The organism is Acidobacteriota bacterium, from assembly GCA_016208495.1.
GTDB lineage: Bacteria > Acidobacteriota > Blastocatellia > Chloracidobacteriales > Chloracidobacteriaceae > JACQXX01.
Genome location: JACQXX010000076.1, coordinates 4,139 through 21,057, shown reverse-complemented (window position 1 = coordinate 21,057; position 16,919 = coordinate 4,139). Strand labels below are relative to the sequence as shown.

General features: G+C 51.7%; 12 protein-coding genes. 7 read left to right on the top strand and 5 right to left on the bottom strand.

Features of this window, described 5'->3' with window-relative positions; translation table 11 throughout:
• Positions 1-159: 159 nt before the first annotated feature.
• Together HY774_14750 and HY774_14745 are read right to left on the bottom strand one after the other, a co-directional pair.
• Entirely contained in the window at positions 160-540 is a 381-nt protein-coding gene (locus HY774_14750; protein ID MBI4749744.1) for a type II toxin-antitoxin system VapC family toxin, read from the bottom strand.
• 123 nt (positions 541-663) lie between these two features.
• Positions 664-948 (bottom strand): hypothetical protein, encoded by a 285-nt coding sequence (locus HY774_14745; GenBank protein MBI4749743.1) that lies wholly within the window; start codon positions 946-948, stop codon positions 664-666.
• A gap of 462 nt (positions 949-1,410) precedes the next feature.
• Between HY774_14745 and HY774_14740 the strand changes: the two genes are divergently transcribed.
• The 5 genes from HY774_14740 to HY774_14720 all read left to right on the top strand — a co-directional run bounded on the left by HY774_14740 (position 1,411) and on the right by HY774_14720 (position 7,352).
• Positions 1,411-2,649 carry a sulfotransferase domain-containing protein gene (locus tag HY774_14740; GenBank protein MBI4749742.1) on the top strand — a complete coding sequence of 413 codons (1,239 nt, stop codon included), beginning with the start codon at positions 1,411-1,413 and terminating at the stop codon, positions 2,647-2,649.
• Positions 2,650-2,775: 126 nt separating this feature from the next.
• Positions 2,776-5,064 carry an HYR domain-containing protein gene (locus HY774_14735; GenBank protein ID MBI4749741.1) on the top strand — a complete coding sequence of 763 codons (2,289 nt, stop codon included), beginning with the start codon at positions 2,776-2,778 and terminating at the stop codon, positions 5,062-5,064.
• A 156-nt stretch (positions 5,065-5,220) separates the two neighbouring features.
• Positions 5,221-6,090 (top strand): ATP-grasp domain-containing protein, encoded by an 870-nt coding sequence (locus tag HY774_14730; protein ID MBI4749740.1) that lies wholly within the window; start codon positions 5,221-5,223, stop codon positions 6,088-6,090.
• 12 nt (positions 6,091-6,102) lie between these two features.
• On the top strand, positions 6,103-6,555 hold the full coding sequence (locus tag HY774_14725; GenBank protein MBI4749739.1) for a hypothetical protein: 453 nt from the start codon (positions 6,103-6,105) through the stop codon (positions 6,553-6,555).
• 215 nt (positions 6,556-6,770) lie between these two features.
• Positions 6,771-7,352, top strand: a complete 582-nt coding sequence (locus tag HY774_14720; protein ID MBI4749738.1) for a 2OG-Fe(II) oxygenase — start codon at positions 6,771-6,773, stop codon at positions 7,350-7,352.
• Between the two features lie 128 nt (positions 7,353-7,480).
• Here HY774_14720 and speB read toward each other — a convergent pair whose 3' ends face one another.
• The 3 genes from speB to HY774_14705 all read right to left on the bottom strand — a co-directional run bounded on the left by speB (position 7,481) and on the right by HY774_14705 (position 9,675).
• A complete protein-coding gene (gene speB, locus HY774_14715; GenBank protein MBI4749737.1) occupies positions 7,481-8,317 on the bottom strand; it encodes an agmatinase in 837 nt (278 codons plus the stop codon).
• Positions 8,318-8,363: 46 nt separating this feature from the next.
• Positions 8,364-8,954, bottom strand: a complete 591-nt coding sequence (locus HY774_14710) for a DUF4230 domain-containing protein (protein ID MBI4749736.1) — start codon at positions 8,952-8,954, stop codon at positions 8,364-8,366.
• A 196-nt stretch (positions 8,955-9,150) separates the two neighbouring features.
• Complete coding sequence (locus HY774_14705; protein MBI4749735.1) at positions 9,151-9,675, bottom strand: hypothetical protein; 525 nt, start codon at positions 9,673-9,675, stop codon at positions 9,151-9,153.
• 663 nt (positions 9,676-10,338) lie between these two features.
• Here HY774_14705 and HY774_14700 point away from each other — a divergent pair.
• On the top strand, positions 10,339-14,235 hold the full coding sequence (locus tag HY774_14700; protein ID MBI4749734.1) for an IPT/TIG domain-containing protein: 3,897 nt from the start codon (positions 10,339-10,341) through the stop codon (positions 14,233-14,235).
• A gap of 255 nt (positions 14,236-14,490) precedes the next feature.
• A complete protein-coding gene (locus HY774_14695; protein ID MBI4749733.1) occupies positions 14,491-16,887 on the top strand; it encodes a peptidase S41 in 2,397 nt (798 codons plus the stop codon).
• Positions 16,888-16,919: the final 32 nt, after the last annotated feature.

Here is a 16,919-nt window from a genome sequence, read left to right as displayed (position 1 = left end):
CGGTTCATCCGCAATCAGTTGCCGGCAAGATGCCAGTGCTCCCGGCCTGGTTTCTTTGTCTGAAAATTCGCAGGTTAAGAAAAAGGCACAGCAACCGGTTGCCGTGCCTTTTTTATAGGTTTGTGGTCAGACCATCTCCGGAAGGGAGCGCTTTTGTTTTCACAGCGTTGAGGGAAGGGGATAGAGCATGAGGCTGGGCATGGGGAAATGCCTGACGTTATCGGTGATAAGTGACAAACCGTGCGCGATGGCAACCGCCGCAATCGTTACGTCCGGCAGAGAAAGCGTGACCCCTTGCTTGCCATAATCCCGTTTCAGCAATCCGGCGTCCCTGGCAATGCTCCGGGTGACTTCATAATATGTCAGGCTGGTCAAAAGTTGGTCGGTGTGGGTGCGCTCGTGCGCGCGCATTCCAGCGTAGATTTCCGTCACCGTGACCGAGCAACAAGCGAGCGTGTCGCCTTTCAACAGCAGGGTTTCCAGCATCTGTCCCCGGTTATGCTTCTGGTTGAGCACATCAATCAGGATGGAGGTGTCCAAAAGATAGGTGGTCATCGGTTATACCAGTTTGTAGTCAGTAGATTGTAGTCAGTAGTCCACTAACTCTATTTGATCAAATAATTTAACTGTTCTCTGATACGACGGCTTCATTCCAAAATGGTATTAGTTGTCCTGCGTCTGCATGAGTTCCTGAAACTGGCGCTCGTCGGCATCGCGCATCGAACGTACCCAGGCCGCTGATCCTTCGGCAAGTTCCGGGTGGTCAGCGTCTTTCCACGCGCCAGATGCCTCCCGCAACGCCTGCAACTGCCGTAACCGGGTAAGCTGCTGTTGCACGGCTTCACTAATAAATCGGGTTCTGCCCCGTTTGCCAACCACTTCATCTATTTGCAAGGCCAGTTCTTCAGGAATGACGATGTGGGTTCTCTTTCCTCCAAGAGTGCTCATATCTATGTTAACAACCTTTGTTAAGTTTGATTACAACAATCAAACTTAACAGATCCTGAGAATAAGTCAATTTACAGGTTGATTTCTATAATACCAGTCAGTAGTCAGTAGTCAGTAGTTTATTAAGTTTATTTGATTGAACTACCTGGCTGTTTGCTCATGCCAGGGTTTCATTGCAAATTGGTGTAATGAATTGAAATTTATTGACAGGTTTCACCGGGTTGCTTAGGCTTGCGGAAGTCTTTTCACCTATCAATTAAAATCACCTTACTTACCAGGGTAAAAGTTTTCCTTATAACGAGTTACATCAGAATTGTCAGGTAGAATTCATCTTATTCTAATGACAACTTTTGGAGTTTACTGAATCCCGGTTGCCAGCGTTCTTCAACATGTGAAGGAGTAACCTGCAACCGAGGTGAAGGTTTCAGTGTGATGTTTTCGTGAGGCTCAGGAGTTTCAGGCATGAACAAACCACAAACCATCCAGGTGAAAGTTGCTCCCCAGGACCAGCGGACTGCTCAACAAATGCAGCAGTTGACCGAAATGGCACTGGACGGACTCAAGAAAGGCAACTATGAAATGGCGGTGACGCTCTTTAAAAGAGCATTGCCCCTGGCCGCTCCTACCTCTCCAGCCCATGATGTGATTACCCACAACCTGATGACGGCTTACCGGCGGCGGATTGAAGATATTCTCAAACAGCCGGATGTGACCCCGCTTAACCCCTATCTGCGTGAAGCTCTGGCGCTCAAGCTCACAGGGACAATGGCGCAGGATGCCAAATTCCGCGATACGTTTGCCCGCGTCTACCATAACCTGGGGCTTTCATTTTATCGTTCGCGCCAGCACGAAGCGGCCCTGGCGTGTTTTCGAAAGGCGATTTCGATTGAACCCTGTCCTTCCTATTATGTTGACCTGACAATGTCGCTGGCCTATCTGAAAAAGCCGGCGCGGCTGGTGGATTACACGACGGCGGTGAAACCTGATCAACTCGGCTGTCATATATTTATCACCTGCACGATGAAGAGCGGTTCGACCTTCCTGAAAAACACGCTGGTCAAATTGACAAGCTTCAAGGATATGTTCGCGGTGTATGCGTCGCTGCAAAACGAGCACGAACTGGACCTGCCGGTTTTGACCCGATTTGCGACCGAAAACACTGTCACCCAGCAGCATGCCCGGGCTTCAGAGGCCAACATCCAGTTAATGCAGGCATTTGGGATTCGCCCGGTGGTGCTGACCCGCAATGTGTATGACTCAGTCGTCAGCTTGCTGGATTTCTACCGCACCGGCTTTACCTTCAGCACCTACTTTGACCGGGATGAATTCCGGGCGATGCCGGAAGACCGACAAGTCGAGTTGATCATTGACACGGCCATTCCCTGGTATTTCCAGTTTGTGGCATCCTGGAAACGGGCTGAAGCCGAAAATCGCCTGACCATGCACTGGCTGACCTATGAAGAACTCATCGCTGATAAACCGGGTACCATCGAACGCCTGCTGGCTTTTTATGGAATGACCGCCGCCCGCTCTGATATCCGGCGCATTATTGCCCTGACCGAAGCCGACGGTGAAAGCAACCGTTTTAACAAGGGCGTCAGCGGACGCGGGAAAACGGTCCTGACCGCCCAGCAACGTGAGCGGGTTGCTCGCTTTGCACAATATTTCCCGTCAACTGATTTTCGCTGTCTTGGACTTTGATCATAGTCTCACTTTTTGACCAGGTTCTAAGCAAAATCTGGATTCAACAAAAAATTAGACAACACATAAAAACTCCAAAACTCCAGGCAATCAGGCCGATTGCTTTTCACCTCATAAGGAGCCTCTATGTACCGAAAACCTCCAGGCGCAACCAAAAAGAAAGTCGAGCGAGCGCCAATCATTTTAAACCCCTGGCAACGCCGCCTCCTGGCCGCCACGACCCTGGTGGTGTGCGTGCTGTACCTGATCGGCGGTGAGCCACGTCAGGCAGCGGCGCTGGTGCGCAAGTACCACGCCATGCTGTGGGACAAGCCCACTGCCGCCCGATTGTATAATTTCTTCACAAGCGCGTCGGGAGTCCCGCCGCAAGATCCATCAACCGACCGACCAAAACGGGAGAAAGCGCTGGTCAAACCGTTGCCGGATGGATTTGCGCCGAAAGGCAAGTTTGTCCCGATGGCGGGTGGTGACACCCAGGCGACCGCGACCTGTATTACCACAATACCCTATAACGACACTGGCACGACGGTTGGGGCAACCGATGATTATAACCTGCCGGCGGATACCAGTAGCCCAACCCTCACTGCCGGGTGTGCCACGATTGCCACCGGGGCCGGACCAGGCGGGTCGCTGCCGCGAGGCGCGGTCTATACCGGAACGGGAACGGCACCGGACGTGGTCTACAGCATGTCGTTTCCGAGCGGCAACCCCGACACCTTGACCATCACCATGGACCCGACCGGGGCGCAGGATTTGTCTTTGATCGTGTATTGCAACACGGTTTCGAGCCTCCTGTCCGATGGATTGTGTGTTGACGACACGGGCGTCGGCGGCGTGGCTGAAAGCGTGACGGTGGGCAATATCGCCGCTGGAACAACGCTGTATATCGTGGTGGATGGGTACTCGACGGGTGGGACACCTCCCGGACCAAGCGGTCCCTATACACTGAGCGTGACAAGCACCGGCACGACCCAGCCAGGCGCTTGCGGTGGTGGCGGCGGGTGTATGATCACCTGCCCATCCGACATCATGACGTCAAACACCGCTGGCCAGTGCGGCGCGGTGGTGACTTTTCCGACAATTACAACCACTGGAACCTGCGGGACGATTGTTGCCAGCCCGCCGTCCGGGTCATTTTTCTCAGTTGGGACAACCACGGTGACTGTTTCGGAAATGGGCGGATCGGCCATGTGTACCTTTGATGTGATTGTCAATGACACTGAGCCACCGACAGTCACCTGTCCCGCCGATATTGTGGTGCCCGCCAGTTCAGGGGCGGGAACACCAGTGGACTTTTCACCTGATGCCTCGGATAACTGTCCAGGGGTAACGATTGACGCAGTTCCGCCTTCGGGATCGGTCTTTGCCATTGGGACGACCACGGTGAACGTAACCGCCACTGATGCCTCCGGGAATATGGCCACCTGTAGCTTTACCGTCACCGTCCAGGGGGTCGAACAAGAACGTGTCTATGTGGCTGATACCCTCAATGACCGGGTGCAGGTGTTTGAGCCAACAGGCGGCGGCGGTCGGTTCTTACCGAATCTGGTTGGCCCGTGGCATCTGGTTCCGGGCACATCTGGGACTGCCGGATCAAGCAACGGGCAATTCAGGCGACCGGAGGCCGTCACGGCCAATGCTGACGGATCGCGAATCTATGTGGCGGATACTGGAAACAACCGAATCCAGTACACCACCGACAGCGGCGGCACGTGGCAAAACTTTGCCACCATTGGTTCAAGTGCCAATCAGGTCCGGGCACCGCAAGGATTAGCTCTGGATTTGAGCGATAACCTCTATGTGGCCGACACGGGAAATAATCGAATCCTGCGTTTTACCGGAGGTGAACCCGGCACTGGGGTTGTCATTGCCACATCAGGTTCAACGCTTGGGAAAGTCAGTAGTCCTCGCGGGGTCGCGGTTGATGCCGATAGAAATCTGTATGTCGCAGATACCGGCAACAATCGGATTCAATTGTTTGCCACGGCTGACACGACACCAACTCCAAGCTTGTTTGCCAGTACCGGGTCGGGTCTCAATCCAGGCCAGGTGCGGTCACCAGAAGGCGTTGCAGTGGATGACGAAGGCAGCCTCTATGTCGCCGATACCGGTAACAATCGGGTGATTGCCTTCATCAACGTCGTCACCGTCCCAGGTCCCGCAGCGACATTATTGCTTGGCGTAGGCTCAACCTTTGGCAAGGTTCGATTGCCCGAAGGGGTGGTTGTTGCCAAGGGAACGGTGCTCGGAGGCGCCGACACCGACAGCGCTTTGATTGTCGCAGACACAGCCAATAACCGGATTCAAGGGAGCTTGACGCCGCTTGATCCGCTTTCTTACCAACTGGTTGAACCGCCATATGGTGGACTTGGCTCAGGAATTGGATATTTCCGAAGCCCGAGCAAAATCCGCTAACACTTTGGAGTGCGGTGACTTGTCACCGCTTTGAGGATTGAATACACATCAAACCTGGGGTCACTTCATCGAAGTGACCCCTTTTCCGTTTGAAGTCGCTATCTGGTGATTTGAATCGTAGGGAACGACTGACAACTGACGACTGAATTGTATCAAATGAACCTTCTCAATCAATTTGAACTCATTGAACTCGAAGAAACTCTCTGGCTGGTCGTCGGCGAGACGGGATTGAAAGTGTATGACTTTCCCTTTGACCAGTTTTTTGCCTGTCGCCGGCCCTGGGAGCGACCGCATCCCATTACCGCCATCGGCAGATTTGGCGTTACCACCAATTATGCCCAGCTCCATGACCAGTTGCTTGCAGAGGGCATCCAGCTCATTCATTCGCCAGCCCAATATTTACTCGCCAGCGAACTGGTCGAATGGTATCCAAAAATCAGTGATTTGACGCCCCGAAGTGTGGTTTTCACAACACTTCCAACACCCCAGGAAGTTGAACACCATTTTGACTGGCCAGTGTTTGTGAAAGGAAGTCGCCAGACCAGCCGTCACCGGGCTGATTTGTCAATTATTCACTCACCTGAACAGTTTGAACGCATGCTGGAGGCGTACCGAACCAATCCAATCCTGCACTGGCAGCCGCTGGTGTGCCGTGAACTGGTCAAACTGCGTTCAGTCCCAGGTCAAACCGGAGAGAAAATCCCGCCTTCGTTTGAGTTTCGAACTTTTTGGTGGCAAGGCAAGTGTGTTGGTGCCGGACCCTATTGGGCAGCGGTCTCAAAGTATACCTGGACCAAAGTTGAGCAATTTGAGGCGCTCCGAGTTGCCCAACTGGCAGTCTCAAAAGTTGAAATTCCTTTTGTCGTAGTTGACGTGGCCCAAACGGTTGACGGAAACTGGATCGTCATCGAATGCAACGATGGCCAGGAAAGCGGATATGCGGGTGTTCACTCGATAGCTTTATGGCAAAACATCGTGGCATTTGAGCGCCAACTCCAATGTGATGAACCATTTCCCGTTGACTGAACTGAAAGACCCATGGAACAGAGCGAATTTGAAAAACTTCTTGACTCACTGCCTGCCAAACTGAAGACCAGCGTCAACTATGCCATCTTATTGGGATTGCTTGAAGCTGGGCGCTTCTCGATGGCTTTTTTTGTTGGCCAAATCACCTTGCTCAAGGCCCTTTTTTATGCGGGGCTGTTGTTTTTTGTGTTTTTCTCCAATGGGCTTTCGCTCATCAACCGAAGTAAATTGGGATATATCGCCATTCTGGCTTTTTCACTTTTGCCAGCCCTCGCTATCTTGAATAATGTCGCCATGTTGCTGGCTTCGATAGCAAAAGGAACTGTATTTTCAGCCCCTGGATTTACCATACTGGGGGTGATCAGTTGTGTTGAAGTTTGGGTGGTTGGGTATTTGATATTCAACCTGATTTCTCTTGAAGTCAGAAACCACGTTTGGGGCGAACTAAAAGCGAGTAGCGAGTAGCGAGTAGCGAGTAGTCAGAAGAAGCGAAATAGCGAAATAGCGAAGTAGCGAAGTAGCGAACCAAAGCGAGTAGCGAGTAGTCAGAAGAAGCGAAATGGCAAAAGAGTGAACAACTGAGCCAGTTCAAAAATTTAGATGAATTCGAAAACCCGGAACCCGGAACCCGGAACCCGGAACCCGGAACCCGGAACCCGGAACCCGGAACCCTAAAGAGTATGTCTTCACCAAAATGTAAGATTCTCATCCCAGATCAGATACTGACGATTGATCATTTTTGTACTTCGGCTGAATGCCAGGATTTTATTCAGCAAGCGGAACGTGTCGGCTTTGATGATGCTCCGATTACCACCGCGACCGGATTTGTCCGGCGCCCGTCAATTCGAAACAATACTCGGGTGATGATTGATGATACTGACCTGGCCGAAACCCTGTGGGAACGCGTCAAGCCATTTATTCCAGTCGAGCTTGAAGGCTGTGTCCCGGTTGGTCTTAACAAGCGGTTTCGATTTTACCGGTATGACGAAAATCAGTTTTTCGCTCCGCATTATGATGGCTGTTATCGTCGGCCAAACGGAGAAGAAAGCCTGCTCACGTTGATGGTGTACCTCAATGAGGATTTTGTCGGCGGAGAAACCCGCTTTGATCTCAAATTTCCGCACCCGGATATTTCTATTCTGCCCAAAGAAGGAATGGTGCTGTGCTTTTATCACTATCTGCGGCACGAAGGTGCGCCTGTTGGGATGGGCCGAAAGTATGTGCTCCGCACTGATGTCATGTTTCGCAAAGTAGCGAAATAGAAAACAGAGTGAAATAGCGAAATAGAAAACAGAGTGAAATAGTGAAATAGCGAAGTAGCGAAGTAGTGAAAGACAAAGAATTTTAGGGTTGACAGACCAGGACTGGGAATCAATGCTGAAGCACTTCGCTACTTCGCTACTTCGCTACTTCGCTCCAAAAAAATCTTTCCAGCCAGTTCCTTGACCAGTTTCGCCGCGACGGTTGCAGTCATTCCTTGAAAGTCGCACAGCGGGTTGTATTCAACCACATCGGCACCGATGATCCGGGTTGGGATAGAATGAATCAGGTGAATGACCTCGCGGGTCGAAAGTCCTCCGGGTTCGCGATGCGAAACGCCTGGGGCAAAGGCCGGATCGAGACCATCCAAATCAATCGAAACATACACTGGCGTGTCAAAGTGCAACTTCAGGCCCAGATGCCAGTCCTTCATTTCGTGGATTTCAACCCCAAAGCGGGCTGCCTGTTCGCGCTGATGTTGATTGAGCGTGCGGATTCCAACCTGAATCAGCCGTTTAGCCAGACCAGCCTCCATAATTCGAGCAAATGGACAGGCATGGGAAAGGCGGTTGCCACCCAGTTCGTCATAAAGGTCTGGATGGGCGTCAATGTGGAGGATGGTGAGTTCAGAAAAATGCTGGGCAAACCCCTGAAGGATCGGAAACGTGATCGCGTGATCGCCTCCAAGGGAAATCGGGGAACTCTCTTTGGCCAAAAGGTGGTGGATGGTGGTTTGGATCTGATCGAAAAAGTCATCTCCGGGCGTGGGAGCGATGTCACCGACATCAATGAGGAGGTTTTTTTCCTGAAGTTCACCCAGATTGACTCCGGTTTCAGTCCACATGTTTGAAGCGTCAGTCAAGAGAGCCTCACGGATCAACGGCGGCGCCTGGGCGGCACCGCGCCGGAACGAAGAATTTTCATCTGAGCAAATACCAAGCAGGGCGATAAGAGATTGAGTATGCATTGTTCTTGAGTCTGATAAGCTCACTTATGTTGTCTTCAACACAATATCATCGAAACGAAACATCCACGCCGTACCCTTGATTTGAAAACATCGCTTCGAACAACTCTTTGGCACCTGTTTGAGCCTTTTCAGTGATTTTTAATGTTTGCCCGGATTGCTCAAACTGGTTTCGAGCCTGTTTAAAAATTGCATCCCGATCTGCGGCGGTGATTGGGTTCCATAACCCACCTTGCTCGTCATAGGTTTTCATCTCTCCGATTTCAACCGCCAGAATTGTCGCTTTTGGGAGCGTGATCGAAATCCGTTTTGCCTTTTCATCAATCCGCACGTCATAGCCAGCATCTAAATTGATTCCGCCCATTATTTTCCCGGTTACAACCACCAGCGTGCGTTTGGTTGAGCCATACCAGGTATTTTCATAGGTCACAACATCACGGACTGTCACTTCACTGGAAACCACCTTGGCTACCTTTTGAATTTTTTCAACCACCATCGAATTGGTAATGGTTGTGTTATGTAATGTGACTGGTGGAAGGGTTGGAACAATACTTAGATATTTATAAATGACCAAAACTGAGCCAACTATCAACACTGTGGTGATGGTGAGAAAAAAATAGGGTTTCCATTTTGTGTCCATTGGTTCCAACCTCACGTTTTCTTTTGGAGTTTGATCTGATGGAAGGTGCCGTGCAACACAAAATGGTTGGCGGAAGCAGCGGACTCAGCGAGTTTCTGACTTTCTCCAAATCAGTCAGTAGTCAGTAATGCCAGTGAAGGGTTGAAGTGTTTTTTGGTTTTCATCCCCGTTGGGATGGAGTACGGTGAGCCGGTGGTCAGCGTCGCTTTGGACGCGCCACCACCGGCTGCGGGTCATCTCCAATCCTCCTTACCCCACCCGGCCAGCCGCCGCCGGCGGCTGGCTTCACCGCTTCCAGCCTCAACTCGTATTTTCCCGGTGGCGCGGTCTTTTCCAACGATTCTACTTCAAGTGTGTAGCTACCGGTTTGCTCGATAATGGAAGACAACGGTTCTGGACCTTGGGTGCCGTTAGGGGAATCCACTTCTTGAATCAATTTTCCATCCGGCCCAATCAAACGTACCACCACATCAATCCCGTGTTGCTCCACCACCAGTTTCAGGTAGTCATTGGTGTTGAGCGTCAGCGGGTAGGTGTGTTTTTCTCCAGGGTTCAAGGTTTGGGGTTCGGCGGGAAGGCGGACGTCCTGAGCTTTGGATGTTGGACCTGGGACTGTGGATTGGCTTTCCGGCTTTGCTGTCCAACTGTTGAACAGCATACAGCCAACCAATACCCAGGAAAGACACAGCGAGGGTATGTGTTCAGTCAGAAGTAGCGGCATGGGATTTCCCCCTCTTTGAAATGGGAGTTGTGGTTTGGTGACGTGACGCGGTTTTTTGAAGAATGTGCGATTCCACCAGGTTTGACGGGGCACACCTGTCGAAGGCACTAAAGTTAGGATATTTTAGAAAGGATTGCCAAAAAAAGAGGAAAAACCTGAGTGACCTCAAGAGAAAAAATTTACAGAAGAAATTATTTGGCAATATCAGAAAATGTATTCGATTCAGAGGAAAGGAAAGTAGGGGAATGGGTGCCAGGGGACCCTTGTTCGGCATACAATGTGCTTTGAATTACATCAACCCTTGTTGAAAATCTCGAAGGTGGGAAATTCACCCAACGATTGAACAGTACACCTCCCACACGTAATGGGTGTTTTCGAACCCGGAACCCGGAACCCGGAACCCGGAACCCGGAACCCGGAACCCGGAACCCGGAACCCTCTTTGATCTTTGAACCTCACGTCCCCCTGCCCCATATGTGCCAGGATGTCTGCTTTTGCAACCAGGAGACCGGCAGGCAAACAGGGACAAGGAGACATCAATACAGCCTGTGCGAGTCTGAATCACTTTCAACTGGACGCAAACAATGGAACCAGCCAGGGGTGCTCTCTTTCTGGTTGTTTCCAGTTCGCAAAGTGATTTGGTTGAGAAATGGAGTAATCCTTATGAAGTACCGTGTTTGCTTCAATATCACTTCCGTTCTGGCTGTTCTGATTGTCTGTTGCCTCACAGCAATCCAGGACTTTCCATTTTTTTCAGTTCACTCTTCCGAATTGAATCTCTCTCTCTCTTTCCTTCACCATCAACGTCTTCGTCAACAAACCGGGAAGCTTCAGATTCAAGAGAAAAACCCGGTTGTCAATGAAACAAGTCTGCTTCCTCTGACCGCACTTGATGAACTTGGCCAACCGATTTCAACTGGGGTGACCTGGGAATCCGGAAGTCCCGAGATTGCTGCCGTAGATGAAGTCACCGGCGTGGTTCGCGGCGTGCAACAGGGTTTTGCCACGATTACGGCTCGCAAAGGGACAGATGTGGTCTCGGTTTTTGTCGCTGTGGTGCGAGTCAGGAAGGCAAGCGGTGTTCAAGTCCCCGGCGATACCAAAGTGGATTCAGGTGGCCGAATTTATTTGAGTGATCCACTCGGAAATGTGATCTACCGAAAAAACGGCCTGGCAGGATCCGCCCAAATCCTGGCCGGCCAACCAGGAATGCCAGGAAATAGTGATGGCCCAGGATTGATGGCCCGGTTTCACGGACCAACTTCAGTGGCCGTGGACAATGGCGTCCAGGGCGGAGTGTATGTCGCGGATACCGCCAACCATGCCATTCGACACATTGATTTCCAGGATCAGGTAACACGGTTGCTTGGAACAGGGGTCCCAGGAACAATGACCCTTGACAGTACGCCGTTTCGAGATGCGGTTTTTCGTGGGCCACGGGGTGTTGCGCTTGATACCGGCGGCAATCTGTTTCTGGCTGACACCGAAAACCATGCTCTGTTTTATGCGGATCTGACCCGACAGGAAGTCCGCTTGCTCGCGGGGGCTCCAGGCCAGAGCGGTCTAATTGACGGAAGCGGAAAGGAGGCTCGCTTCTTTCGGCCAGCCGGTCTTTCACTGAGTCCTGATGGCCGGCTCCTGGCCGTGGCGGATGAAGGAAACCGGGTTGTGCGGCTGGTCACCCGAGATGGAAAAGTAACGACCATTCGGAGAATGATCCGGCGTCAGCCGCCGGCAAATCTGATGTTTCAATCGCCCCAATCAGTGAGCTTTGACGAAGTCGGCAATATTTATGTTGTGGATCAAACCGGGGTTCAAATTATCACTCAACCCACCAGTGAATTTCCTGACCTGATCAATCTGGCTCAACCAGGAAGTTTTTCAAGAGCGACCAGCGTGGAAGTGCGTGGAACAGAAAGCTTTGTCCTGGATGCCAGTTCTCCGACCGAAGCAGAAGCCGTCAAAGTGGTGTCCGTCGGCACACCGGAAATTCTCAGCCTGAGTCGTGATTCAGATCAACTGGAAGGAGGCTCGGAAGTTATTGTCACCGGGCGGAATTTTGCCCCGGAAAGCCGTGTGATCGTTGGGGATCGCCTGGTCAGCGATGCGGTCGTGGAAAGTGCCACTCAGGTGCGAATTCCGGTGGTTCCAGGCCAAACAGCCCCTGGGTTGCGCACCCTTTCAATCCAGACCAGAGGCGGAATTGCCCAGCGATCATTTCGGTTTCTTCCCAAACCGCTGGATGAGCTCAAACCAGGAGAAATAACAACTGTTGCCGGAGGAGTCAGATTTGTCGGCGATGGAGGCCATGCCCTCACTGCCAGTTTAAACTACCCAGGATTTGTCGCTTCCGATGGGTTTGGAAATCTGTATATCGCCGATAGCCGCAACCATCGGATTCGCAAGGTTGATCCGGCGGGCGGCATCACCACGGTGGCTGGCAATGGGTCACGCGGGTTTAACGGCGATGGCATTCCAGCCATCAGTGCCAGTCTCAACACCCCGCGCGCGATTCTGGTGGACCGCCAGGGGAATCTGCTGGTTGCGGATACCGAAAATCATCGGATCCGGCGCATTGATGCCCAAACGCAAATCATCACCACCATTGCCGGAACTGGAGCGCAGGATTTTACCGGTGACGATGGACCAGCTCTTGAAGCCAGTCTGGCGGCACCCATGGGAATGGCGGTGGATGCGCTGAATCATCTTTTCCTGGTGGATTCAATCAACTGTCGAATCCGGCGGGTGGATGCAATCACAGGCATCATCACCACGATGGCAGGAAATGGAGAAGCCGCTTTTCACGGCGATTCAGGACCCGCCATCAATGCGAGCCTGTATTATCCAACCGGCGTGGCGGTTGATTCACCAGGCAATATTTTCATCGCTGATTCGTTTAATAACCGGGTTCGCCGGGTTGATGCGGCTTCCAAAATCATCACCACGTTTGCCGGTGATGGCCAATTTGATTTTGATGATGGAGGACCTGCCACCGAAGCTGGTCTGGATTTCCCAACCGATGTTGCGGTTGACACTCAAAACAACCTCCTGATTGCTGATTCCAACCATCACGTCATCCGCCGGGTCAGTGCCAGCACCCATATCATTTCAACTGTGATCGGCAATGGAATTGCTGGCTTTTTCGGAGACAATGGACCGGCCACCGAAGCCAACCTCTTTTTGCCCAACAATGTAGCGGTTGACGGCACTGGAAATGTGTACATTTCCGATCAGTACAATCATCGAATTCGTCGGGTTGAAAGTGGTGGCATCATTACAACCGTGGCTGGAAGTGGCAATGCGGGATTTTATGGTGACGGCGGACCGGCTATCGGCGCCGGAATCAATTTCCTCTTTGGCGGCGGAGTTGCGGTTGATACCCAGGCAAATCTCTTTGTGGCTGATGACGGCAATTATCGAATTCGTCGCCTTGACCTCCAAACGGGGCACATTTCAACCGTGGCTGGAAACGGCTCAGACTTCTTTGAGCAGGATAACCAGCCCGCAATCAGCGTTGGATTAAGCCCAATGGGTGTGGCGGTGGACACGCTCAATCGGGTTTTGATTGCTGACAACGGCAATCAGCGTGTTCATCGCATCGAAGCTGGAATCATCAAAACCATTGCCGGTGACGGGCAGTTTCAATTCAGCGGCGATGGCGGTTCAGCCATCAGCGCGAGCCTCTACCGTCTAACGGGTGTGGTGGAGGATGCAAACGGCAATCTGTTTATTGCTGACACATTTAACCAGCGCATCCGTAAAGTCAATGGTCGCACCGGCATCATCTCGACCGTAGCTGGAAACGGGGAGGCAGGCTTTTCAGGTGACAACGGACTGGCCATCAATGCCAGTTTGTTTGAGCCAGCCGCCGTGGCGCTTGACCGGGCTGGAAATCTGTTTATCGCCGATACGCTCAATAACTGTATTCGGCGGGTTGATGCAACAACTCAAATCATCACCACCGTCGCGGGTGGACCAGAAGCAGAAGGTGGAGACGGCGGTCCAGCCACCCAGGCCGTCCTTGGAAATCCGTTTGGCCTGGCTTTGGATGCCGAAGACAATCTGTTTCTGACCGAACGGGAAGCCCATCGTGTCCGCCGTGTAGATTCGAAGACTGGAATCATCACCACCGCTGCCGGGACTGGGAGTGATGGATATTCCGGCGATGGTGGGCCTGCGGTGATCGCTGCCATCAGGAATCCATTTGGAATCACGGTTGACCGATCCGGAGTGGTGTTTTTTACCGACACGGGCAATGATGCGATTCGTGCCATCAAAGGAATTGCGATTCCTCAACCACAAGTAACCATTATTGATGCCCGGTATGAAAAACCCATGCTGACACTGACCGGGTCGGGGTTTGGTACCAGCGGCGCGATGGTGACCATCAATGGAAGCAACGTCAGCAAAAAAATAAAAAGTCAGACCGATACTCAACTGACGCTGAAAGGAAACCCAAAGAAACTCAACCTGCAGGTCGGCGCCAATCAGATCATCGTCACGATCAATGGCGCCAGGTCCAACACATTTGTTCTCCAGTTCACGAAGAAGTCGGGCTGAAGACATCGGGCTGGGGCCCATAGCCCAATGTCTTCTATAGCATTTCAGAAAAAGGTTCAGAGTATCGTCTTCAGACGAGAGATTTTTCTTGTGTCCCACCCGGCACTTCTCACGCCTGAAGGCGTTACTCTGAACCTGAACCTTTTTCTGAAAATCGAAATTGAAATGGGCTTGACCTCTGATTTCAAGTTCAGTCAGAGTATCATGGTTCGGCCAAACACCCTCATCCCCTCTTATTTCAGGGAATTACAAACAATGACGACCAATGTTGTGCCTTGCTTTCAGACAACTCGTGCCTCAACGATGGCCAGGATCAATGGAATTGTAATGGGTATTCTTTTGATTCACTCGCTCCTTTGGGAAATCTATCCGGCGAAGGTTTTGGCTCAGACTCCACCAAAAAGCTTTGTCAAACTGGAGGCGGCTCAACCCACACCAACCAATCTGGATTTTGAAGCTGACTCAAAATCCTCAGTTCCAACCGGTTGGGGGTCGCCAACGGTTGGATTCGGGTATCAGGTCCACCGGGATGAAACACAGCGAAAAACCGGCAAATACAGTGCTTTACTCAAGTTTGACCCAACCACCCAACCCAAAGAAAATATTTTTGGAAATCTGATGCAGGCCGTGGAGGCGCTTCCCTTTCGCGGGAAACGGATTAAATTCCGCGCTGCGGTCAGGGTCAGGTCGGAAGATGCCTATGGACGGGCGCAACTCTGGCTTCGGGTTGATCGAACCACGAAACTTCCAGGCTTTTTTGACAACATGCAGGACCGTCCGATTCTGGCTCAGGACTGGAATTATTTTGAAATCATCGCCGATATTGATGACGATGCCGAAGTTCTCAATTTTGGTGTCATTGTTTTTGATCGAACTTCCGTCTGGCTTGATGATGTTTCAATCACGGAGCTGGGCGTCCTCACTTTGCATAAAGAGCCAGCTCGACCATTGACGGAACAGGGGATACGCAATGTCACGACCTTCAGTCGCGTGCTTGGGTATGTTCGCTATTTTCATCCAGCCGACCAGGCAGCTCAGATTGATTGGGACGATTTTGCAGTTCAGGGAATTCGCAAGATTGAATCAGCCAAAGATTCCAAAGCGCTGATTCGTCAACTCACCGATCTGTTTTCACCGATTGCCCCAACCGTTCAAATCTATCAGACCGGCAAAAAACCACCATTGCCGGCTGAATTGAAATTCCCTCCCTCTGGAACAGTACCTGAGCACGTTGTCACCTGGTATCACCGTGGCTGCCGGGTCACAAAAGGAGGAGAGTCCAACGGCGTGTATGACAGCCTCCGGGCCTATCACCCGATTGTAAAAGGAGAACTCCCCAAAGAGGTGGCGGCCCCGGCTCAACCATTTGTGGCTGATTTGGGAAACGGTATTTCGGTTTCGATCCCAATCAGTGTCTTTGCAATCGGGAAAAAAACGCTTCCATTGAAAGCACCCGCTGTTTCACAACCAGTTTCACTGGAACGATTTACCGGTGATGACCGGGCAACGCGACTGGCTGACGTGGCCCTGGCCTGGAACATCTTCCAACACTTTTACCCCTATTTTGATGTCGTTCAAACGGACTGGCTGGCCGTTTTGCCTGAAATGCTGAAGGCCGCCGCGACCGATCAGGACCGTCAGGCATTTTTGATGACATTGCGACGGATGGTGGCACGACTTCAGGATGGCCATGGCAGCGTTCGAATGGGAGGATTGTCAGACGGAACCCTTCCATTGCTTTGGGGCTGGGTTGAAAATCAACTGGTGGTGACCGAAGTTGGTGCCGAGATAGCTGACAAAGTCAGACGTGGCGATATTGTTGAATCAGTGAATGGAAAACCAGCACCGCACGTCCTCCTGGACCAGGAACAATGTATCTCTGGCGCAACACCGCAGTGGAAACGGTTTATTGCCTTGCGGAATCTCCTGACGGGCAAGATCAATACGTCAGTGCAACTTGCCTTCCGCCGGGCAGATGGTTCGACAAGTTCCCTGACACTCACCTTCAACGTACCAGATCAAAGAATCCAGGAAACCCGGCCTCCAGGGCTCAATGAGATCAAGCCAGGGATTTTCTACATTGATGTTGGACGAATCACCGACACTGATTTTCAGAAAGCCCTTCCACAACTGACCCAGGCCAAAGGTGTGATCTTTGACTTTCGCGGGTATCCGACTTTTTCACCGCTGGTGCTTCAACATCTGGTTGAAAAACCAATCGAATCCGCCCGGTGGATGGTCCCGCTGGTATCCACACCTGACCACCAAAACATGACCAGCTTTGATCAGGCAGGCCGCTGGAATCTCCCACCGCTCGCACCATATGTTTCCGCCAAGAAAGTATTCTTAACTGACGGACGTGCCATCAGTTACGCTGAATCCTGCCTGGGAATTGTCGAAGCCTACAAACTTGGTGAAATCATTGGAACGCCGACGGCAGGCACCAACGGCAATGTGAATCCCTTTAAACTCCCTGGCGATTACCGAATAAGCTGGACCGGAATGAAAGTGGTTAAACACGACGGGTCTCCACACCACGGCGTTGGAATCCATCCCACAATTCGGCTTGAGCCAACCATCAAGGGGATCCGCGAAGGCCGTGACGAACAGCTCGATAAAGCCCTTGAACTCCTCACAGTGGTTGGTGATTAGTGGTTAGTGATTAGTGATTAGTGGTTAGTGGT